Origin of the sequence: Mucilaginibacter sp. dw_454 (assembly GCF_018449775.1) — a bacterium.
GTDB lineage: Bacteria > Bacteroidota > Bacteroidia > Sphingobacteriales > Sphingobacteriaceae > Mucilaginibacter.
Map to the genome: position 1 here is coordinate 1 of NZ_JAAVVB010000007.1, position 21,295 is coordinate 21,295.

At 43.3% G+C, this 21,295-nt stretch carries 18 protein-coding genes; 7 read left to right on the forward strand and 11 right to left on the reverse strand.

The genetic code is table 11. The annotated features are described in order from the left end of the window. Window positions 1-64 precede the first annotated feature (64 nt). Genes creD through HB679_RS17870 form a run of 3 tightly spaced genes read right to left on the reverse strand, consistent with a single transcriptional unit; the run spans window position 65 to window position 2,428 of the window. Complete coding sequence (creD, locus tag HB679_RS17860) at window positions 65-1,438, reverse strand: cell envelope integrity protein CreD (protein ID WP_214073387.1); 1,374 nt, start codon at window positions 1,436-1,438, stop codon at window positions 65-67. Between the two features lie 56 nt (window positions 1,439-1,494). Beyond that, window positions 1,495-1,797 carry a transcriptional regulator gene (locus tag HB679_RS17865; protein ID WP_214073628.1) on the reverse strand — a complete coding sequence of 101 codons (303 nt, stop codon included), beginning with the start codon at window positions 1,795-1,797 and terminating at the stop codon, window positions 1,495-1,497. Continuing rightward, window positions 1,781-2,428, reverse strand: coding sequence for a hypothetical protein (locus HB679_RS17870; RefSeq protein WP_214073388.1), 648 nt, complete (start codon window positions 2,426-2,428; stop codon window positions 1,781-1,783). The genes HB679_RS17865 and HB679_RS17870 overlap by 17 nt, the downstream gene beginning before the upstream one ends. A gap of 129 nt (window positions 2,429-2,557) precedes the next feature. Between HB679_RS17870 and HB679_RS17875 the strand changes: the two genes are divergently transcribed. Both HB679_RS17875 and HB679_RS17880 read left to right on the forward strand, forming a co-directional pair. Further along, window positions 2,558-3,043: a sigma-70 family RNA polymerase sigma factor gene (locus HB679_RS17875; protein WP_218625332.1), complete on the forward strand. Its 486-nt coding sequence runs from the start codon at window positions 2,558-2,560 to the stop codon at window positions 3,041-3,043. A gap of 1 nt (window position 3,044) precedes the next feature. Next, on the forward strand, window positions 3,045-3,680 hold the full coding sequence (locus HB679_RS17880) for a hypothetical protein (protein ID WP_214073389.1): 636 nt from the start codon (window positions 3,045-3,047) through the stop codon (window positions 3,678-3,680). 99 nt (window positions 3,681-3,779) lie between these two features. Here HB679_RS17880 and HB679_RS17885 read toward each other — a convergent pair whose 3' ends face one another. From HB679_RS17885 to HB679_RS17900, 4 genes are all read right to left on the reverse strand, one after another. Continuing rightward, window positions 3,780-5,318, reverse strand: a complete 1,539-nt coding sequence (locus HB679_RS17885; protein ID WP_214073390.1) for a RagB/SusD family nutrient uptake outer membrane protein — start codon at window positions 5,316-5,318, stop codon at window positions 3,780-3,782. Window positions 5,319-5,343: 25 nt separating this feature from the next. Next, the gene (locus HB679_RS17890) at window positions 5,344-8,634 is read right to left on the reverse strand and encodes a TonB-dependent receptor (RefSeq protein ID WP_214073391.1); all 3,291 of its coding nucleotides are present in this window, start codon (window positions 8,632-8,634) and stop codon (window positions 5,344-5,346) included. Between the two features lie 310 nt (window positions 8,635-8,944). Further along, complete coding sequence (locus HB679_RS17895; protein WP_214073392.1) at window positions 8,945-9,820, reverse strand: hypothetical protein; 876 nt, start codon at window positions 9,818-9,820, stop codon at window positions 8,945-8,947. A gap of 33 nt (window positions 9,821-9,853) precedes the next feature. Next, on the reverse strand, window positions 9,854-11,104 hold the full coding sequence (locus tag HB679_RS17900) for a YdcF family protein (RefSeq protein ID WP_214073393.1): 1,251 nt from the start codon (window positions 11,102-11,104) through the stop codon (window positions 9,854-9,856). Between the two features lie 158 nt (window positions 11,105-11,262). Between HB679_RS17900 and HB679_RS17905 the strand changes: the two genes are divergently transcribed. Further along, complete coding sequence (locus tag HB679_RS17905) at window positions 11,263-11,610, forward strand: hypothetical protein (protein ID WP_214073394.1); 348 nt, start codon at window positions 11,263-11,265, stop codon at window positions 11,608-11,610. A gap of 91 nt (window positions 11,611-11,701) precedes the next feature. Then, on the forward strand, window positions 11,702-12,442 hold the full coding sequence (locus HB679_RS17910) for a hypothetical protein (protein ID WP_214073395.1): 741 nt from the start codon (window positions 11,702-11,704) through the stop codon (window positions 12,440-12,442). 60 nt (window positions 12,443-12,502) lie between these two features. Here HB679_RS17910 and HB679_RS17915 read toward each other — a convergent pair whose 3' ends face one another. Then, window positions 12,503-13,378 (reverse strand): transglutaminase-like domain-containing protein, encoded by an 876-nt coding sequence (locus HB679_RS17915; protein ID WP_214073396.1) that lies wholly within the window; start codon window positions 13,376-13,378, stop codon window positions 12,503-12,505. A 184-nt stretch (window positions 13,379-13,562) separates the two neighbouring features. Here HB679_RS17915 and HB679_RS17920 point away from each other — a divergent pair, with 184 nt between their 5' ends. Both HB679_RS17920 and HB679_RS17925 read left to right on the forward strand, forming a co-directional pair. Continuing rightward, window positions 13,563-14,615: a histidine kinase gene (locus HB679_RS17920; protein WP_214073397.1), complete on the forward strand. Its 1,053-nt coding sequence runs from the start codon at window positions 13,563-13,565 to the stop codon at window positions 14,613-14,615. Next, complete coding sequence (locus HB679_RS17925) at window positions 14,612-15,328, forward strand: LytTR family DNA-binding domain-containing protein (protein ID WP_214073398.1); 717 nt, start codon at window positions 14,612-14,614, stop codon at window positions 15,326-15,328. Before HB679_RS17920 ends, HB679_RS17925 begins: the two co-directional genes overlap by 4 nt. A gap of 62 nt (window positions 15,329-15,390) precedes the next feature. Here HB679_RS17925 and metG read toward each other — a convergent pair whose 3' ends face one another. Further along, window positions 15,391-17,457 (reverse strand): methionine--tRNA ligase, encoded by a 2,067-nt coding sequence (gene metG / locus HB679_RS17930; protein WP_214073399.1) that lies wholly within the window; start codon window positions 17,455-17,457, stop codon window positions 15,391-15,393. Between the two features lie 111 nt (window positions 17,458-17,568). On the opposite strand from metG, the gene HB679_RS17935 reads away from it, so the two are divergent. Further along, window positions 17,569-18,468, forward strand: coding sequence for an LD-carboxypeptidase (locus tag HB679_RS17935; protein ID WP_214073400.1), 900 nt, complete (start codon window positions 17,569-17,571; stop codon window positions 18,466-18,468). 75 nt (window positions 18,469-18,543) lie between these two features. Here HB679_RS17935 and HB679_RS17940 read toward each other — a convergent pair whose 3' ends face one another. Together HB679_RS17940 and HB679_RS17945 are read right to left on the reverse strand one after the other, a co-directional pair. Then, window positions 18,544-19,476: a hypothetical protein gene (locus HB679_RS17940; protein WP_214073401.1), complete on the reverse strand. Its 933-nt coding sequence runs from the start codon at window positions 19,474-19,476 to the stop codon at window positions 18,544-18,546. A 33-nt stretch (window positions 19,477-19,509) separates the two neighbouring features. Beyond that, complete coding sequence (locus HB679_RS17945; protein WP_214073402.1) at window positions 19,510-21,294, reverse strand: SusD/RagB family nutrient-binding outer membrane lipoprotein; 1,785 nt, start codon at window positions 21,292-21,294, stop codon at window positions 19,510-19,512. Window position 21,295: the final 1 nt, after the last annotated feature.

Below are 21,295 nucleotides of genomic sequence, written 5' to 3' on the forward strand. Positions count from 1 at the left end.
CACGCTACGCTCAGGATGACGTGGTGGTAGATTGTAAACCGTAATTTGTTTTGCCAACTGCAGATTAAACAACCTCCTCCTCATAATTTGCATTATCCCAATTGATCTTCCTCGAAAAATACATTAGTGCAGCTACAATGATGAACAGGGCTATACTGCCGGCCATCAAGGCAAAATCTTCCAGCTGGATGATGATGTAAATAAAGCCGTAAAACACAGATAGTATCCCCGCGAAAGAAAAAGCGGATACCCTGTTTTTAATGAGCGATGCGATGAACGCGGTTATTAACCCGATAGTTGCAACAGATGCCACCAGGTAAGCCCAGTTAAAGCCTATCTGTTCTGAAAAAGATAAGAGCAGCGTATAGAAAATGATCATAGCTGCGCCGACTAATACATAGTTAAACGAGTGAATACGCTGCTTGCAGATGAGCTCGGTTAAAAACAAGGAAACGAATGCCAGCAGGATGATGAGGATAGCATATTTATTAGTGCGGGTGGTTTCCTGGTAATCGTCAACCGGCAGGCGCAGGTTTACGCCGAAAGTGGCGTTCTGCTGTTTATTGGCATTGTTGAGTACACTGGCGCTATCAGTCCATTGCTGTGGGAAAGGACTATTGTAGTACAAGACGTGCCAGCGCGCGCTAAAGTCTTTGTTATTTACCTGGCGGGTGTCGGGCAAATAACGGCCGTCAAAATTTGGCGTCCCCCAGTTGCCGCTAAGTTCTACGTCGGTAGTTTTGCCTAATTGCAAAAAGCTCAGGCCGTCGGTGCCGTTCAGATCGAGCGTACAGCTAAATGGTAAAGCATTATTGGCGATGTCGCCAGCATTAGTGGCGGCGGCCTGCAGGCCATTGGTAAAAGCCGATTCATTACCCGCCGACGGTGCGGCCGCAAATGTTTGGTTGCCCAGCGTTAAACTTGGGTTGGTTTTTAAGCCCTTTAAATCGGACACACTAAACGTGATAAAAGCTTTTTCGGGTATGAGCTGATCGCTACGAATCCCCAAAGCGCTCAAATCTGCCTTGGCGAAATTTCCTGACAAACGCACCTGCGTTTTATACACTACAGCAGAGAACATGCCTTTATGAATAACATCTGTTTTCAGTCCCGCTTTGATGGATAATTGTTCAGGCAGTAGGAAAAGCTTTCTTTCTACCTGCTGTGGCCTGCTTTTGCCCGTACCATCGGGTACTTCAATCTGATCTCTGTACGGGATGACCAATACCGGCCCTTTAATAAGCTGTTTACCGGCGAAGTTATAGGAGATGTTAGAGATCACCTCGTCGCGGCGCTGGGCGCGCTCATTAATGAGGTTACTGATCATTACCGAAGGTATCAGCAGCACCAAACTGAGCATCCCGATAAATACTAATTTAACCGTTACTGATTCCCTGAACCATTTGGTTAGTTGCGTTGTGTTGTTTTGTTGTTCCATTTTATTATTCATTTAAAAGTACTTTGAATTTCAAAGTAAAAAGTCAAAAAAAAGAGCTACCCCTTTTGTTGTTTTATTAAATTTTCCAAAGCTTCCAGGTGTTTTTTAAAGGCCGCGATGCCTTTGATAGTTGCCTTGTAACGGGTATTAGGTTTACGCCCTAAAAACGATTTGATCACCGAGATATATTCCTCTTTCTCCAAAGCTTTGAGGTGCGAGGCCAGGTTGCCGTCGGTAGTAGCCAACAGTTCCTTTAGCGAGTTAAAATCATAACTCTCATTAGCAACCAGCACACTCATTACCTGCAGGCGTATGCGGTTCTCAAATGCTTTATCAAAATTATTAAGCGTTAACACGATCGTATTTAAAGTACATTATTGCGCCGTACAAAACATGCAGCACGCCAAAACCCAGCGCCCAAAAATACAAGCCATAGCCCGGCTGCATCAGGGCCAGTAAACCCAATATAATTTCTAATATGCCCAGCCATTTTACATCGCCATAAGTGAACTGCGATGCCGATACCAGCGCCAACCCGTAAAACACCAGGCAGGTGGGCGCAATAGCACCATAATGATGGCCGATATACAAAATAAAGGCAAAACAGCCCCCGGTAACCAACGGGAATAAACCGGCGTTTAATAAAGCACGGCTGCTTTGATTCCAGACAGCTTGGTTATTGCGTTTGGCTTTTTGCGCGCTCAACAGTATTCCCGTTCCTATTGATACGAGCAATACGCCTATCGCGATAGCAAATAAAACCAGATCCAAACCTTTAGGATAGCTATAAAATACAGCTGTTTGGGCGCTTTGATAATCTGTGATGACGTTGTTGTAGGGTGGCAATACTGTATAAGCAATGCCTGCACCAATAAGCGCATAAACACCAGCCAGCACGCCCGATAGCCCGCTTAGCGATATAAACTTGCTAGACCGCTCCATGATAGTTTTGATGGAACTGATGTCGTCGTAAATGTCTTTATTTTTCATTATAAAGTACTTTGTGTTTCAAAGTAAACCAATAAATTATTCATATGCAAATAGTTTGTGCAAAAATTTATTTTTAACAATCGCTAAGTTTTTCTAATTCCCGGCGACTAATTGTACAAATAGCATTCATTGAAAGAGCAGTTCACTTTATTAATCACCAATAACCAGGGCCTGATCTTGAAGGTTTGCAATATGTATTGCAATAGCCGCGAAGATAAAGAGGATCTTTTTCAGGACATTGTGTTACAGCTTTGGCGGGCCTTTGCTTCGTTTAACGGCGACGCCAAAGTATCGACCTGGATGTACCGGGTGGCGTTAAATACTGCCATAACCCGGCTTAGAAAAGAAACCAAACGCGAAAAATTTGCGGGCTTTGATGATGATGCTGTTTTTGAGATAGCCGCTACCGACAATAAAGAAGAGAACGAACAGGTGATGCAGATGTACGAGGCTATCAAAAAACTATCAGAGGTTGAGCGGGCCATTACCATGCTATATATGGACGATTATAGCTACCGTGAGATTGGTGAGGTGATGGGTCTTTCTGAATCGAACGTCGGCTTTAACCTCAATAAAATACGTACCAAAATAAAAACAATTGTAAACCAAGGATAATATGGAACTGGACGATTTTAAAGCGCACTGGAACATTATCCAGGATAAAGAATTTCAACAACAGAAAATTTCACCCGAAAAAATGGAACAAATTATTATGAACACAACAGAGACATTGAGCCAATTGCAATCAAGAACTATTTTTTGGAAACAAATTAACAAAACCACCACCACGATAGTTATTACTTTACTGGTAGTAGTTTTATTATTACGATCAATTGATGACCTAATTCTGCATAAGTTACTGGCCGATATCCCTGCAGCTATTGCTTACGCCGCTATTATAGCACTTTACTGCAAGTATACTGTTTGGGTGTTTAAACGGCAAGAACAGGTTTTTATCTTGTACAATAGTGCTAATGTAAAGCAAACGCTTAAACAAACCATCACAGCCTTCAAAGCTTTTTATTGGGGATTCAATTTTGTTTGCATGTTTTTATGCCCGTTGTATTACTATGCTGTTATCAAGTTGCTTATACCTTATTGGCACGCTTCTCAACAAACTATCCTTATCACTTGTGTGGTGGCTACTGTGATTTCACTTATTGGTAGCCACTGGTATTATAGCGTGAAGTTTTTCAAGAAGCTAAGATCGCTTGATGAAAATTTAAAAGAATTAGAGAGCCAGGAAGGTTAATTTCAGCCTAAACATTACCATCAAACAAAAAAGCCCCGACATGTCGGGGCTCTTTTGTTACTAAGGCACTAAGCCCATTTTTGGAATCAAATCAATCTATTAATTATAACCAGGGTTTTGGTACATTTTAACCGGGTCAAGCTTGTACTCATTAAACGGGATAGGATAATATCTATCTTTTGTTGAGAAGTTTGACAATTGTACTGCACCGAAATCAGCCGGGCTTTTAGCTTTAAAATATGCTACCAACTCATCGGTAGTAAAAGTACGCAGCAAATCAAACCAACGGTGATGCTCGAATGCTAACTCTACACGGCGCTCGTGCAAAATAGCCAGCTTTAGCGTTGGGAACTTGGTAGCGTAAGTAGCGTTGGTCATAGACACTGCATAAGTTGGCATGCCTGCACGGGTACGTACCATATCCAGGTATTGTGTGGCGCCTGCTGTATCGCCCAGGTAATTGCTTACTTCGGCCAGCATCAAAATCACGTCGGCATAACGCATCAGGATGCAGTCATTACCGCCATAACCCAGGTTACTTGCAGCAGCGCTTGCATCGCGATATTTGGTGATGAACCAGTCTTTCACAATCGGGTCGTTAGCAAACTTAACCGAAAATGCCATACGCGGATCGTTAGCTTCATACTCATTGATCAAATCGTGCTGTACGTTACCGCCAACACCAGAGTTAGGTTTAAGCGAGTTAATGGTTTCGCCTTTAGCCTGGTTGTTGTACGCAATGTCAGAACTGTAGTTGATATCGCCTTGCTTGTTGGCAATTTGCCAGATCAGCTCCGGGCAGGTAGTTTTCTTGTTCACGTCAAACACATCAGTATAAGGTATTGAGCTTAATGTGGTGAACGTTTTCAAGTTGTAAGCAGCTAACAGTGCGGTCTTAGCATTAGTCAGATTGGTTTGACGATTAGCCTGATCTTGCGTAGTTGCCATAGTCAGGTAAACCTGGCCCAGCAAAGTGTAAGCTGCAGCTTTTGACACGCGGCCGGTAGTGCTTGGCGTTTGCTGTGCAGGTAGCGGCGCGTTAGTAGCGTCGGTCAAATCGGCTACTATTTGTGTGTAAACAGCTGCTTGTTTTACCCTGAAAGTGCTGGCGGCAACATCGCCGGCAGTAGTTAGCTGTTTGGTAACCAAAGGCACATCTCCCCACAAACGTACTAAGTGAAAATACATCAGCGCTCTTAAAAATTTAGCTTCGGCAGCGTACTCCAGTTTCTGGTTTGGATCGGTAAACGGCACTTTATCAATGTACGTTAATACCACGTTAGCACGGCTAACGGTACCATATAATGACGTCCAATGGCTAAATAAATAAGTATTACTTGGAATAAGCGAAAAGTTGTTGAACTGGAAAGGTTCGCCGGCGTTCGACTGGTTGTCGTTACGGCCGGTATCGTCCGAGCGCTCATCAGTCCATAGTCCGCTATCCTCGCCTATATTGTTGCTGCTGCGCAGCGATTGGTATATACCGTTTATGGCCAGCAAAATATCATTAGGCGATTTAAAGTCATTATCCAATGAGATAGCATTTGGATCACTTTTCTCCAAAAAGCTTTTTTTACATGATGATGCAACAACCAGCCCTATACTCAGGCATACAGTTATTATAGTTTTATTTTTCATCTCCGTATCTTTTAAATTCTTTGTTTTAGAAAGTAATGTTTACACCCAGGTTGTATGATCTAACCAGTGGATATACACCATAGTCAATGCCCGGGGCAAGGTTTGCCGGTTGGGTACTGTTTGATGCACCGCTTGAGTAATTGTAATCAACCTCTGGGTTATAGCCTTTGTATTTGGTGATGGTGAACGCGTTAACTACACTGGTAAATATGCGCGCCTTGGCAACACCCAGGGTGGTAGCCACAGCAGATGGTAGTGAATAACCCAGGCTGATGTTATCGCATCTTAAGAAAGAGCCATCTTGCAGGTACACGGTAGATAAACGGGTACTGTTACTTTGGGTACCGCCACGCGAAGCACGATAGAAAGAACCATCGCCGGGATTGGCAGCATTGCGGTAACGGTCGGCAACGTTTTCATATTGGTTACCAGAACCCTCGCCGTTGTACAGGTAATAATCCTGTCCGTCAAGCACCTGGTTTCCGTACGATCCGTTGAATGATGCATTAATATCAAAATGCATATAGCTTGAATTAACCGCGAAACCGTAAGTAAATTTAGGATAAGGTGTACCAATAACTGTTTTATCAGCATCGGTAATCACACCGTCGCCATTGGTATCCACAAAATACAGGTCGCCTGGTTTAACCGGGTTGGTTGATGATGATGATGGCGCTACTTTGCTGATGTTTTGAGGAGTTACCATACCGCCTACTTTAAAGCCGTAGAACATACCTACAGGTTGGCCCTGCTCTGTAATGTTGGTTAAGTATGAACGCTCAGCACCATTGATGATAATGGTGTTATTACCACTTAGTTTAGTAACCAGGTTACGGTTGATAGATATGTTACCGCTTGCGCCCAATTTAAATGCGCTGTTATCTATGATCTTACCATCCAACTGGAAGTCAAACCCTTTGTTTCTGATTTGCGAATTACGCAGGTTTGTTAAAATAGTTGTACTGCCTGATATAGCCGAGATTGGCTGGTTATACAGGATGTTGTAAGAGTAGCTTAAATAGTAGTTAGCGATAACGAATAAGCGATTATGCAGCAAGCCTAAATCTGCACCAAAGTTATACTGCGAAGTCGACTCCCAGCTTAAACCTGCATCTTTAATACCACCGGGTACAATGGCCGTAGCAATAGTATTACCGAATACCACGCCGGTAGGATTACCTAAAGTTTGCTGAACATTGTAGTTACCAATGTTGTAGTTACCACTTAAGCCCCAGCTTGCGCGTAATTTAATGGTTGATTGTTTACCCAACCAATCATGATAAAATGGTTCTTCAGACAGCGTCCAGCCGCCGCCAACTGATGGGAAATAACCCCATTTGTTTAACGGCCCGAAACGTGATGAACCGTCGGCACGCATGGAGGCGGTAGCGTAATATTTGCTATCAAAATTCCAGCTTGCACGACCAAAGTATGACAGCAAAGTAACCGATGATTTACCACTACCTGAGTTTAAGGCAAAGTTGGCCGGGTCTGCACCTTTAGCCGTAATTTCCTCTATATTATCATTCTGGAAACCATGAGCAGTTACGCTTACCAAATCGTTATCGGTTTGTTGGGCAGAATAACCTCCTAATAAATTGATGTGGTGTTTACCAAAGGTTTTATCATAGTTTAAGGTAAACTCGCCTAATCTATCATTCTGTATCAGGTCTGATGCGGTAGCGGTAGCCGCTGCAATAGATTGCGGTGAGCCGGGAGGGTTTGCACCGTTACTTAAATCAGTTGGCAAATAGTAGTCGTACTTCTCGGTATACGTTGACATACCCAGGTTGGCTTTAAAAGTAAAGCCCGGTAAAATGGTATAAGTAGCAGATCCATTGTAATTACCACGGTAACCTTTGCGGGTAATTACAGTACGCTCGGCCAAAGCAACCGGGTTTTCAATTGATTGCCAGCCGTAAGCAGCAGACTCTGAAGCAGCACGGTTGGTTGCCAATGTTCCATCAGCATTATAAGCCGGGAAGAAAGGCATATAGATCAAAGCGCCCAGAATAGGGCCATGGTCAAAACGGCCTTCCTGCACCTCATGGTTGGTGTTTTGGGTGTAAGATACATTTGCCGCAACGCGCAGGCGCTTGCTCACGTTACCCTCTACGTTGGTTCTGAAGTTATAGCGTTCCTGGCCTGTAGAATGGATAATACCATCCTGGTTTTGGTAGCCCCCGCTAACATAGTAGCTCATGCCGTTGCTGCCGCCAGAGAATGACAGGTTATGCTTTTGGAAAAGTGCGTTGTGGTACAATTCATCCTGCCAATCGGTATTGGTGGTTTGGTGAATTTCTTGCTGGGTAGCAAAATTGTAAATGTAAGTCGGAATTTGAACGCTGGCTGCGTTACCTACGTTGGCAACACGGGTAGCATTGTTGTCAGAATACATTTGATCGTTCCAGGTATGGCCCGAGTTTACCCAAAGATCCTGGTAAGTATTGTTGCGGCCGTCAATTACCAATTGCGCAAACTGGTCTGCATCAAGCAATTTCACTTTATGCGCCAGTTGGTCCTGGCCCACCTGTACATCATACTCAAATTTACCTTTACCGTCTTTACCATGTTTGGTGGTGATGATAACCACACCGCCAGAGGCTCTCGAACCGTAAATAGCGGCTGATGCAGCATCTTTCAAAATGTCAACCGACTCAATATCCTCAGGGTTAATATTGATATCGTTACCTGCGGGATAACCATCAACCACATAGAGAGGATCTGAGCTGGCGCTGAACGAACCGATACCGCGTACACGAATCTTGGTGCTTTGGTATGGCGCACCATCGGTTTGTGAAATAGTTACACCGGCAACTTTACCAACCAAAGCTTGTCCTAAGGTTGGAGCCGATTTGTTTAGCTCTTCGGCTTTAACACTTGAGATAGCGCCGGTAACGTCTGTTTTACGTACAGACTGGTAACCAATAGCCACTACCTCGTTAAGCAGGTTTGTTTGTGGTTTTAGCTGTATGCTTATCAAATCACGATCAACAACTACCTCCTGGTTAATATAGCCAATGAATGAAAATACAAGGGTTGATTCTTGCTCGACACTGATGGTGTATTTACCATTAACATCGGTAGTTACACCTGCGTCAGTACCTTTAACACGTACAGATACGCCGGGTAATGGCTGATTTGTTTCATCAACTACCGTACCTGATACTTTTATGGAAGACTTTGCGTTATTTGCTCCGTGAGAGCGAAGTGGGGCTGCCTTTAGCGACAGCGTTAGGGCCATTATAAAAACGACCGTAAGATTGAACAACACATAAAACTTTCTGAAAGATTTATGAGTAATCTTTTTATTCATATTTTTAAATATTGATTGTTAGAAAAACGACATTGAAGCTTGCGAGTGCTTACATTGAGTTATTTGACAATTAGCCGGACCGGTTGAATGTTAGCGCATTCACCGGTTCTTTTTTTTATCGCCGGGGCCGATGTGAAAGGGGATTGATTTTTTACATAGGCAAATGCTTTTTTAAGGGGGTTAGTTTGCTTTTTTAATTGCTGCAAAAATACCCGAACTGTCTTAAGCGCTTGCTATTTAAAAGTTAACTTTGTATTAAGGTACCGGCTTGAGGTTTCCTAAAGATTAAGAAGAGATCGTATTACTTCGATTACCAATTGGTGGTGGTAAAGTTTACATTGTTTTTGCGCGATGAGGTTACCGCCAAACCTTTTTGATCGTTACCAATAAAGGAGAAGCCTTCCAGCTCGTCGCCACGGTTAATACGGTCAACCTGGCTCAATATTACCTGCTTGCCAGCATCTATTGATTTTTCAAGATCCAGATAAGTAAAGCGCCATTGGCGGCCCTCAATTTTATTCTGGATCAGTACCAGGATACCTTTATCAGCAATAAATTTCATGTTTTGCACCCAGGGTGTGCAGGTAAATTTCTTGTAGAGCACACCGGCTTCGCTGCTTTTTTTACAGGTCTTTAATTTCTGCGGATCATACAAACGCACCTCGTTACCATGGTTGCCATAGTCTGCACTGGCTACATACCATTTGCCGTGATATTTTACATACTCCGGGCGGGCGCCCTGGATGCAGGCATCGTCATCAATGGTATTGATCAGGTTACCATCGAGCGTTCCGGTCTTTAATAACCCATTCCTGTCCACACAATAAATGGTGGTTTTCCAAAGCGTTCCTTCGGGATTCATTTTTACCGAGTTACCAATAAACGTAGGATCAACGCCATTGTAGGCTATACCGGTTGGGTGGCTAATTACGTCATGCCCATCCAATGTCAATTTTGATTCTTTATGCAGATACACCAGGCTGTCGCCATCCATTTTAAACTCGCGGATCATCCCTACTTCCCTATCGCCATATAAAAATATCCGGCCACTTTGATAAGATACACCCTGGCAGGCGCCTAACGAGTCGATAGTGATAGAGCGATCTAAACTCATATCAATATTTGCTGCTTTAAATGCGCTTATTGCAATGGCTATCAAACCAGCGGCTATTAATATTTTTTTCATGATGATGGGGAAAATAACGGGGGTTATTTATTGCTATGGATCAAGTGGCTCGTACGGATTGATCTGCATCGCCTCCGGCACCGCGAAATATTCAACTTCGGTATCAGACAAATGCTTGCCTAGTTTATACGGCACATATTTTAACTCTTTTTCGCAACGGCTGTCCATTTTCAAAATGGCGTCGGTTTGCGATTTATCGGTCACCACCAAACCAGGTTTGGCCGTTGGTATGCCGTATTTATACATTAGCCTTACCGCGTTACGCATGTTGGTGGTGGTGTGGCGGGCATGTGGCTCCATGATAATGGCATATTCTGGCACATGTAATACTTTGATCATGTAAGCCTTCATTTCTTCAGCCTCGCAGTATTTGGTTTTGTAAGGGTGAACTTTCCCGCCCGATGGCATGATGTAAGGCGCTTTTCCGTCATGATAGTCCTGCACTGCCAGGCGGCAACGCAGCATTCCTTCGGCACTCAGTGGTGTCCCCGGCTCATCTGGGCCTGCACCGGGAATCATGATTACGGTATACGGGTATTTGCTGAAATCAGTGATTTTAATATGGTCTACGGCTGCCTTGTTTACAGTTTGTGCCATCGGCTCATAATTAGCCGGGTCCTGGCGCTCATTGATCTGCAGGTATAATAATGCAGCGTGCATGGCGGGCTCAAAAAACAGTTTGGTGTTTTTAACATCGCCCACCAGCGTGGTATTTACATCATACAACAAGATGCGGTACGCCCTAGCTTTGGTATTAAAGCCAATAGAATCTATCTGCGGATAGTTTGGCTTTTGGCCGCCCGCGTATACATCAATGGTATAGTTAATTCCTGCGGCGTCCTGCTCCCAGGCTTTCACCAATAGTTCGGCCGGGGCGGTGGTTTTATAAAGACTATAGGTGTAAGATGGAATGAGCTTTGTTTTAACTAACTGCTCCAAAGCGCTGCCCGGTTTACAAAGCACGGCTAATTCTTTACTTACGATATTAATTTCATCATCGGTAAACTTTACGGCATCAACAAAACAGGCGCCATCTTTACAATCATGAACAGAACTATTTAAGCTGTTTAGTTTCTTTTGGGTGAGTGATGCCAGTATGGCATCGCTTTTAAGCCCGGCATTAACAGCTTTATCTTGCTCAAATAAAGTAAGCAGGTAATAGTTTTTGCCCTGCACCCAATCGGCAGCTTGAATAAACTGGCCAACGGCTCCGGTTTTAATGCTTTGAGCATGGCTCAAACAAAAACCTAGTAATAAGGTAAGCGTAAGTAGTTGTTTTTTCATGATGATTTGCGATGTAAAGAGAATGTCTTTATATGAATTAGATATTAAGCGATTATAAAATAGACAATTAATCCGTCAACCAAAAAACGAACAAAAAGGTCAGTAGCTCTTTGAATTTATATCGGCATATTTGCGCCACCTATATCTTATACACGCCGATGATAAAATCAAAATTCATAGCAGATGTTGTGGGCCTGCTGCTTGACAGCCAGAACAACAGCATTGACATCCGACTACAAAAAGAATTTATAACAGATACCGTTTGCGGTTACATGTCCAAGGGCTTGTTCGTGACTTTTTCTCATACTGAAGACATTATAGCCCACAAAAGCGCAAATGAAAACCTCATCATCAACGGCGTTAAAATCACATCAACAGCCTTTAATTTCGAGGCAGAAGCCACTTTGTTTTTCAGAAAAGGAATAGTTGATTGTTTGGAGATCTCGGCCACTAAAGGTAAGTATCCACAGCAGGAGTTGACCGAATATACGCTCAATCAAATTTAAATGTCATACCTAGCCTAATATTAGATCGTGATTATAATACTATAATTAATTTATAGCTTTACGTATCAACAATAAACCTGTTTATCCGTCAATGACAACCGATACCATTACTACTTTTAAATTTGATAATAAACTCATCAGTTTTTATAAAAAGCGCAACGCAATTACCGTTGTTGCAATAGGGGTATATTGGGTTATTTTGAGCGTCATTTTTCCGGGCTGGGTAGTAAATGGCCATGCTGCCTCCCCTTTACAAAATTTTACTATGGCTTGCACCCAAACAGTGGTTTATGCTGGTATTATTCTTATAATCATGCTAAGTAGAACGGAGAAAGCATTAAATGGATTAACCATAACTGTAAACAATGCTGCTATTACGCTAACAAATTCGGCCGGTGTAAACAAGGGCTTTAAATTCATCAACCTTAAATATGCTGTGAAGACCTATAACGGCGATTTAAATGTTTATTATGGCGAAGACAAAGCACTAGCTATCCCCCATTCAATAAATGGATTTAATGAACTGGAAGAAATCATAAAAGAAAAAGCGCCGTTTTTTCTTGCAGGCCCGTATAGCATTATTCAAAAAAATGCCCGGTGGATAAATACCGTGTTTTTTGCACTTTTTTTAACCATTTTAACGCAAACCAACCTAATTGCTATGTTGGTACTAGGCGCGATAGTAATGTTTGCTCCCTGGTTTGCCTATATCAAATCCTATCAAAAAATCACCGGTCAGGGTGTAAGTTTAAGCAGTCGCTTTTTTAACGCCCCGATCATTTGGAGCATCCTGGTAATCCTTGCAGTGTTATTTAAGCTGTTTATTAAATAAAAAAGCCACAAGCCTTTCGGCTTGAGACTTCTCAACCATTAACAACTGATAAAAAAATCTTTACGGTTTCTTCCAAAACAGGTCGGCGTTACTGGTATGGTAACAAACTATTTTTTGTTTGGCCGATTGCTGCGTTTCAATAAAAGTAAACGGCGGTTCTACGCTGCCGTAAGGTAACAGCTCCACATACTCTATTTTGCGGCCGTCGCGGGTTTGCGAGTTGTATTCGCTGTTCAACGGGCATATCATCCGGTACAAATGCTCGCCCATAAATTTATCCAGGTATTCTTCTTTTTTTGTCGGGATGTCGTGATAGTTCGCTGTAGGGTTCAAAATGATTGGCTGGCGTTTAACCAGTCGCTCGCGCACTTCGGCAATACTAAGCAGGTTACCTTTTTCATCTTTCAGATAAGCGTTCTCCTGCGGGTCTATATAGACCCATTTGTTTAACGATGGGATGAAAACCGTATTAATTACATGCCCGCCCTGCGGTTCGGGATATTTGTTAGAAAAGCAGATCACCACGCGCGACGAATAGCCCATACTTAGCATGATCTCATTAGTGGCTATAGCTAACCCGTAACAACCCTGCGCATAATGTTTAGCGCGATAGGTGTCAATAATATTTTCGGCATTCAACTCCGGCAACGGGCCCACATCGTTATGCGGTACTTGTTTGTGGAACCAGGCCAGCAAACGGATCACTCTTTCAACATCGCTGCCGTTGCCGGCTACAGAGTCTAAATGATATTTTTCGCGCAGATGCGTTAAGGGTAAATCATCCGCTTTTTGATAGGTAAAATTAGGGAAATTCTGTGTCCCGTCGGCGCGGTAAGGCAAGGTGTGCTGCAATGCAGTTAACGTATCGGTAACGGTTTTAGCCTGAGTGCTAAGGCTTATTGATACAGCCATCAGCATAAATAATGTCTTTTTCATAAACTCTTTTTCTTCAAAAGAGCAATTTAAAAACATACACGTTTTGCTTTTTAGACTAACGCTCCATCCATCGGTTTGAATAGCCAATTTGCTGCCTCGAGTACGGCAGGGGCTTTTCGCGGTTGCAAAATGCCTGTTCACGGCGGTTGCCCATATTTGTGCCCGAAATTGATCAAATTTGTATATGCAAAGCCGCCGCCCGTTTCCGCTCAAAACCGTGTTAGGGCATACCCTGTTCTGGCTGGCCTATATCTATTACCAGGGCATCATTTACAGTTGGGAGGACACCGACCAAATGAAGTTTAGGCTTACTTTTCATGTGGGCGGCCTGCCTATTCTCATCACAGTCCTGTTTACCTATTTTAACCTGTATGTGCTGCTGCCGGCATTTTACTATCGCCAAAAATATTATAGTTATACGTTATCAATAATAGCAGCGCTTTTAGCCGGAGCTTTGCTTACCCGGCTCATCACTCATCTTTTCATCTTACCCTGGGAACAGCTTCATGATCGGGCTCGCTACGCCTTAGAAGCAAAACAGTTCTGGATCCCCGGCCGCATTGTGCGGGTGGCTATTCAATACTATCCGGCAATAGCAATTATGACGGTATTTGAGCTAATGAAAAAGCTCATTGCGCACGAGCGACAGCTGCGGGCCGTTGAAACCGAGAAACTCACTGCCGAAATGAGTTTCCTGAAAGCCCAGATCAACCCGCATTTCTTTTTTAATACCATGAACAGTTTATACAGCCTCACGCTAACGCAGCCGCAAAAAGCTAATAAGCTGGTATTACAACTATCGCAAATGATGCGTTACCTGCTGGACAAAACCAACACCAACCAAACCGATTTAAGCACTGAAATTGCCGAGCTGGAAAACTACCTGCAGATAGAACAAACCCGTTTTGCCGACAGGCTTGATTTGTCTTTCCAATGTTCGGGCGATGTGGCCGGTAAAAAGATTATGCCGTTAACGCTCTTGCCCTTTGCCGAAAATGCTTTCAAACATGGCATAGAAGGTGGTCAGTCCTGGGTTTCTATCAATATTAAGTTTGCGGGGGATACGCTCTTTTACAATGTGCAAAATGGCAAACCCATTAATGGGCAAAGTGATGGGCATGGCATAGGGCTTAGTAATCTGCGCCGGCGTTTGGAGCTTACCTACCCCGGCAAGTTCGAATTAAATATCAAAGATGATACCGACGTTTTTGAGGCCGCATTAAAAATAGAGCTATGAAAAAAATCAATTGCCTGATAGTTGACGACGAAAAACTGGCGCGCGATATCCTCGAAGAATACATTTCGCGGGTTGAACAGTTGCATTTAATTGCTACATGTACGGATGGTGCCGAAGCGTTTAACGTGTTACAAAAGCAAAGTATAGATCTGGTTTTTCTCGATATTAAAATGCCTAAGCTCGGCGGCATGGATCTGCTTAAAACAGTGCCCAATATGCCGCCGGTTATTCTTACTACTGCCTATAATGATTTCGCATTAGATAGTTATCAGTTTAATGTGGTTGATTACTTGTTGAAACCTATTCCGTTCGACAGGTTTTTAAAGGCGATAGGTAAGTTTAATAACCTGTTTATGCCTGCTGCTGCAATTGCGCAAGAACAACAACACAGCTGGCAAACTGCTCCGTTTATTTATGTCCGATCAGAAAAGAAAATGGTTAAGGTGCCCTTGAAGGACCTGCTATTTATCGAAGGATTGAAAGATTATGTACAGATTAATCTGCGCGATAGAACCATCATCACCCATCAATCGCTTAATTCATTTGAAGAAAAACTGCCTGATGTTTTGTTCATGCGCGTTCATCGCTCATTCATAGTTGGCTTGCAGCATATCAATGCGTTTACCATGCGTAGTATCGAGTTAGATAAGCGCGAAATTCCCATTGGCGAGTCTTACGCAGTTAATGTTCAGCGCAGGTTGCAGCAAACATAAGCCCAACAAAAACCCGGCGTGCTTTTCAGTCGCGCCGGGTTTTTTATTTTGTTAGACGATTCCTATCGCACGGTCGATCCGTTTGGCATCCAGTTTAGCGGCGCTGTAAACGTTAGCTTGCCTTCGGCGTTCTCGGCCATCAAAATCATGCCTTGCGACAGGATACCTTTGATCTCGCGCGGCTCCAGGTTTACCAGTATGCTCACTTGCTGACCAATGATGCCCTCGGGTTCAAAGTGCTCGGCAATGCCTGACACTACGGTGCGTTGGTCAATGCCGGTATCTATCGTCAACTTTAATAATTTTTTAGTCTTCGCCACCTTCTCTGCCGTAAGGATGGTTCCTATACGGATATCCATAGCGGCAAACTGGTCGAAGTTGATGTTTTCCTTTGCAGGCGCTGCAGGCGTATCGTCGCCTTTGGGCGGACCTTCAATGGCTGCTTTTTTGTCAATCAGCTTTTGAATTTGTTGCTCAATCAGCTCATCTTCTATTTTTTCAAATAATAACGCAGACGGATTTAGCTGATGGCCGTTAGCAAATACAATTTCCTCGTCAAAAGCAACCACCTCGTTAGGTACATTCAGCATGTAAAAGATCTTTTTGGCAGTGCCCGGTAAGAAAGGCTGCAGGCATTTCGCCAAATGGCCAATCAATATCAGACAGTTGTGCAGGGCATCTTTAGCTGCTTCCGGATCAGTCTTAATAGTTTTCCAAGGCTCTTTCTCCGTCAAATACCGGTTACCTAAACGGGCTATTTCCATCATGGTTTGCTGCGCCTGTCTGAATTTGTAACCTTCAAAGCTGGCTTTCAACTCTTCATAAAGCCGGCTTACCTCGCTGCTTAGGTTTTGATCGGTAAAGCCAATCGTTTCAGTCAATGCGTCAACTTTTCCATCATAAAACTTATGCATCAGTATCATCACCCGGTTAACAAAGTTACCCAATATAGCTACCAGCTCATTGTTTACACGGTCGCGGTAATCTTTCCAGGTAAACTCGCTGTCGCTGGTTTCAGGGGCTATGGCGGTCAGGTAATAACGCAGTTCGTCCACTTTGCCCGGCAAATCTTCCAGGTATTCATGCATCTCTACACTCCAGCCACGGCTGGTGCTCATTTTGTCGCCTTCCAGGTTCATAAACTCGTTAGCGGGTACATTTTCGGGCAATATAAAATCGCCGTGCACCTTCAACATCACCGGGAACACAATGCAATGGAAAACAATATTATCCTTACCAATAAAATGAACCAACTTGGTGTCTTGATCTTTCCAGTAAAGCTCCCAGTCTTTGCCATTATCAATGGCCCATTGTTTGGTGGCCGATATATAGCCTATCGGTGCATCGAACCAAACATAAAGTACTTTGCCATCAGCCCCTTGTACGGGTACTTTTATGCCCCAGTCTAAATCGCGGGTTACCGCACGCGGGTGCAGTCCGCCGTCAATCCAGCTTTTGCACTGCCCGTAAACAGTAGCGCGCCAGTCTTTGGCATGTCCTTTTAGTATCCATTCTTTCAACCAATCTTCGTATTTATCTAAAGGCAAATACCAGTGTTTGGTGGGTTTTAAAACGGGTTTGTTGCCGCTCAGCGTAGAGCGCGGATTAATCAGCTCTGACGGACTTAAAGAGGTACCGCATTTTTCACACTGATCGCCATAGGCATTTTCATTGCCGCAGTTTGGGCAGGTGCCTATAATGTAACGGTCGGCCAGGAATGCTTTGGCATGCTCGTCATAATACTGCTCGTCTTCCTTCTCAACAAAAATATGTTTGTCGTTCAAATTAGTGAAAAAATCCTGCGCGGTTTCATGATGCAGCGGATCGCTGGTACGATGGTAAATATCAAATGATATCCCCATCTGTGCAAACGAGTTTTTGTTGATTTCGTGGTATTTGTCAATAATTTCGCGCGGCGTGGTATGCTCCTTCATGGCTTGATTGGCAATGGCGGTACCATGCTCATCGCTGCCGCAAACAAAAACAACATCGCGTTTTTGCAGGCGCAGGTAACGCGCGTAAAGGTCTGCAGGTATGTACGCGCCGGCTAAATGGCCCAGGTGTTTGGGGCCGTTGGCATAAGGCAGCGCAGCAGTAATGGTATATCTTTTATAGTTTTTCGGTTCCAATTATTTAACTGTATTTTTATAGTTCGGCAAAGATAAATTATTTTGTCGAGGATGTTTGGCAACAAAACCTCCTTAGTAACGGTTTAAAACTAACCAATCCTGAATTTTGACATGAGTATAACGCCTCCCTGGTTAAAAAAGGGTGACAAGATCGCCATTACCTGCCCCGCTAAGAAATTGCCCAAACCCATGACGGATGCCATTGCGCTATTACAATCATGGGGATTGGAAGTTATTTTGGGCGATACAGTTGATGCCAGTTTTCATCAATTTGCCGGCGACGACAATTTACGTGCGGCAGATATGCAGCGTTTTATTGATGACGATAGCATTAAAGCTATTATAGCAGCCCGGGGTGGTTACGGCACCATCCGGATGATTGACCAGGTAAAATTCGATCGTTTAAAAGAAAACCCCAAATGGATCATTGGTTTTAGTGATATCACTTTATTACATGCCCATTTATATGCCAATTACGGCCTGCAAAGTATCCATGGGCAAATGCCGGTGAACATACCAGATGCGTCTGTAAAATCGCTCCAAACGCTTAAAAGCGCTTTATTTGGCGAGGACGTAACTTACCATTATAAAAACCATACAGCATATCAAACTGGCGAAGCCGGCGGGATACTCATCGGCGGTAACTTAAGTCTTTTAATAGCGTCTTTAGGGTCAGTATCCGATTTTAATTATAACGGCAAGATCCTGTTTATAGAAGACGTAGGCGAATATCTGTACGCGATAGACCGCATGATCAGAACGCTTGACCGCGCCGGAAAACTAAAAAATCTGGCGGGATTGATTGTTGGAGGGTTTAGCGAGATTAAAGATAACGAAATCCCCTTTGGCCAAACTGTGGTGGAAATTGTGTTGGATGTAGTTAAAGATTACGGCTACCCCGTTTGTTTTGATTTCCCCGCAGGTCATGTGCCGGATAATAGGGCGCTGATTTTGGGCCGGAGAGTGAATTTGAACATAACTGCCGATATCGTAGCTATCAGCTACGCCTAGTTTTACTTTTTTGTTTAAACAAAAAAAGGGTGGAACAAATTGTTCCACCCTTTTTTATTTAAAATCTTATTCAGATTACAAATTTGTTTTCAGAATAAGGATGAAGTTTCCGTATGAGCCAGCACTTACAGTGATGTTAAGATTAACACCAACGGTAAGGTCGCATGGTTTTACAACGTTTGCCGAACCCGGAACACTTGCAGCAAAATAATCAGGATATGGAGCACCTGTATAGGTACCAAAATCTGTTTTATCTACGCTGGTGCTATTATCAGCAGGATTAATTGCTATAACAATATCCTTTGGATTTTTATCAGTTCCATAACGGAATGACAGGTGGGTAGCGTCAATGATCTTCACCGGTATCACACTTCCCGGGGCGTAATCTTCCCAATCATCCTGAACCACAGTGAAATCCTGTGAAGTACCCACAACGCCATAGGCAGCCATATCAAACTTACAAATAGCGGTATAGTTGATCTGCGGTGTAGCCGGTCCATAAGGACCGTCATTTATTGCACCGGTAACACCTTGTGAGGTAACACCCGGGCCATAGCTTGCAGCGCCGCTATAGGCAGAGAACGCCGGAACAACGGTGCCGCTTTTTGTCGTAATGGTAACACCAATATCGTAGCTGTCGCCCAATACCGTTTCGATACCAAACAAAGTTTTTAAGTCAGCGCCGGTTAAGGTTAACGTAGTTGGGAAACTGGTTATTCCTGCTTTAAAAACTTTCTGATTAGTGCGATCATTGTTTTTAATGATTACAACATCCATGCTTTTAGGCGGGGTTTCGCTAGGGAAATAATCTCCTACAGTAAACTTAGCGTTGAATGCTTCCGGGTCCTGAACAGCAATAACCTGGTCTGTGGTAACATCCTTGGTTAACTGAGGCTCAGGCACCTGTTCGGTCAGGCCCTTTAATTTCGGATTATCGCTTTTGCGGCAGGCTACCACTACACACAGCGCCGTCAAAATGATAAAAGTGTAACTAATTAATTTTTTCATAATATTTTCTTTTAAATCTTTATTTACTAACTATTACTTCCAAAAAGGTAGATAAGTAGACGGATCGGATTTTTGCGCAGGCGCATTTGCGTTCCGTGTAATCTCGGCCGAAGCCCAAGGTAAAGTTTGCGGATAATTTTTACCTACTGTAACCGGAACGGCAACTTCAGGATTATTATTTTCTGGTTTTGAAACTGTATTACCATTGGCTGGCGGTTGTACTTTACCTCCCGGAGCCATAGTGGTATTTTTAGGATCAAATAATACCGGGTAACCTGTCCTGCGGTAATCTGTATAAGCATCAACTGCACTACCAAAGCTAGAGATCCATTTTTGGGTCATGATGATTTGCAATCGTTTGTCACCACCAACCACATCGTAACCAGGGGCAGAAGTTGGGCTAGCATACTCAGCCATAACGTTATTAATATAAGTAGTTGACGCTGCCAAAGTTGACAAGGTAGGCACTGTCTGCGTTGGCTTAACATAAGTAGTTATTACATAATCCACCTGTTTGAAAGCTTCAGTAATAGCGGCTTTTAAAGTTGTTGTTGCGCTATTTGGTGCAGCTACTTCTTGCATTTCTGCTTCAAGGAATAACACGTCAGCATAAGTGATCATTCTGTATGGTGCAGCGCCTGTACCGCTTGTTGCAGTTACAGAACCACCTTTACCATCATCGTATCTACCACCTACAGGGTAGATACCCACTACGGTCATATCGTCTTGCTGAATTTGTGCAGCATTAGGACCCTGTGAACCAAAATATATCGACAAGAAACCATTCGCGTCTCTGTATTCAATAGGGTGGCCCGGTACTGTAGCAGCAGTTTCTTGCTTAAAGTAGTAATATGGTCTGCGCGGATCTGGGTTACCAAAGAAAATTGCAGGGTTAACACCCTTCAAGATCTCGTAAAACCAAGGGCTGATATAGTTACCTCTTTGTGAAGCAAAATAATCACCAAAACCAGGGTTACGATCGTCATATGCGCCGTTTGGACCAAAAGGAACCAGGAAGCTTTCTGCTGTAGCGCCAATTAGCTTACCGCCGGCAACTAAAGCATTCACTTGTGCAGTTACGTCTGTTTTTAAACGTTGTTGTACCAGTAGTTTTAATTTGATAGAGTTAGCTGCTAATTCCCATTTAGAGACACTACCAGGAGTAGAGATGTCGCCCCCACGTCTTGAGCCTGCATCAGCAACACCACCATATATAACATCATCTGCTCCGGGATCTAAAAGGTTAAGCGTAGGATTTGTAGATGAGTTAACCGCAGTATTAACGTCTGTAATACCTTTGTCTAACAACGTAGTTATGCTGGCGTAAATATCTGCGCCTTTATCAAACTTAGGCGAAAGATTGCCTAATTTATCTGCTTGGGTGTAAGGTACATCGCCATAAACATCTACTAATTGTGAGTATGCGTAAGCCTTTAATATCTCTGCTATACCTACGTAGTGCATATTATTGTCTTTGGTACCTTGCGTAATAATAGCATCAAGGTTAGGTATTGTACTTACGTACAAACCAGACCAGTTAGTACCAATGTCAAAGTCATCGCCGGTTGCACCATATTGGTCAGGATCTTCGCGAACTACCAATCGGTGAGTATAAACTTCTAATACTTGCGAAATACCACCTGCGGAGGCTCCTGTAGTCAAGGCTATTCCAAGATTCTCTTCTGCCTTTGGTAACAGCTTGTTAATTGGAGCCGTTGTAGGCGAATATGGGTCTGTGTTAATGTCAAGCGCTTTCTTACATGATACCGAAGTAGCCATTAAGCCTGCCAACATTATATATTTAAATTTCTGTGTCATG

Excerpts from the sequence above, each read along its gene's own strand:
- HB679_RS17925 (WP_214073398.1), top strand. The coding sequence starts at position 14,612 with ATGAAAAAAATCAATTGCCTGATAGTTGACGACGAAAAACTGGCGCGC.
- HB679_RS17940 (WP_214073401.1), bottom strand. The coding sequence starts at position 19,476 with ATGAAAAAATTAATTAGTTACACTTTTATCATTTTGACGGCGCTGTGT.
- HB679_RS17905 (WP_214073394.1), top strand. The coding sequence starts at position 11,263 with ATGATAAAATCAAAATTCATAGCAGATGTTGTGGGCCTGCTGCTTGAC.
- HB679_RS17920 (WP_214073397.1), top strand. The coding sequence starts at position 13,563 with ATGCAAAGCCGCCGCCCGTTTCCGCTCAAAACCGTGTTAGGGCATACC.
- HB679_RS17935 (WP_214073400.1), top strand. The coding sequence starts at position 17,569 with ATGAGTATAACGCCTCCCTGGTTAAAAAAGGGTGACAAGATCGCCATT.
- HB679_RS17915 (WP_214073396.1), bottom strand. The coding sequence starts at position 13,378 with ATGAAAAAGACATTATTTATGCTGATGGCTGTATCAATAAGCCTTAGC.
- HB679_RS17900 (WP_214073393.1), bottom strand. The coding sequence starts at position 11,104 with ATGAAAAAACAACTACTTACGCTTACCTTATTACTAGGTTTTTGTTTG.
- HB679_RS17910 (WP_214073395.1), top strand. The coding sequence starts at position 11,702 with ATGACAACCGATACCATTACTACTTTTAAATTTGATAATAAACTCATC.
- HB679_RS17880 (WP_214073389.1), top strand. The coding sequence starts at position 3,045 with ATGGAACTGGACGATTTTAAAGCGCACTGGAACATTATCCAGGATAAA.
- HB679_RS17945 (WP_214073402.1), bottom strand. The coding sequence starts at position 21,294 with ATGACACAGAAATTTAAATATATAATGTTGGCAGGCTTAATGGCTACT.
- HB679_RS17895 (WP_214073392.1), bottom strand. The coding sequence starts at position 9,820 with ATGAAAAAAATATTAATAGCCGCTGGTTTGATAGCCATTGCAATAAGC.
- HB679_RS17885 (WP_214073390.1), bottom strand. The coding sequence starts at position 5,318 with ATGAAAAATAAAACTATAATAACTGTATGCCTGAGTATAGGGCTGGTT.
- HB679_RS17870 (WP_214073388.1), bottom strand. The coding sequence starts at position 2,428 with ATGAAAAATAAAGACATTTACGACGACATCAGTTCCATCAAAACTATC.
- HB679_RS17890 (WP_214073391.1), bottom strand. The coding sequence starts at position 8,634 with ATGAATAAAAAGATTACTCATAAATCTTTCAGAAAGTTTTATGTGTTG.
- creD (WP_214073387.1), bottom strand. The coding sequence starts at position 1,438 with ATGGAACAACAAAACAACACAACGCAACTAACCAAATGGTTCAGGGAA.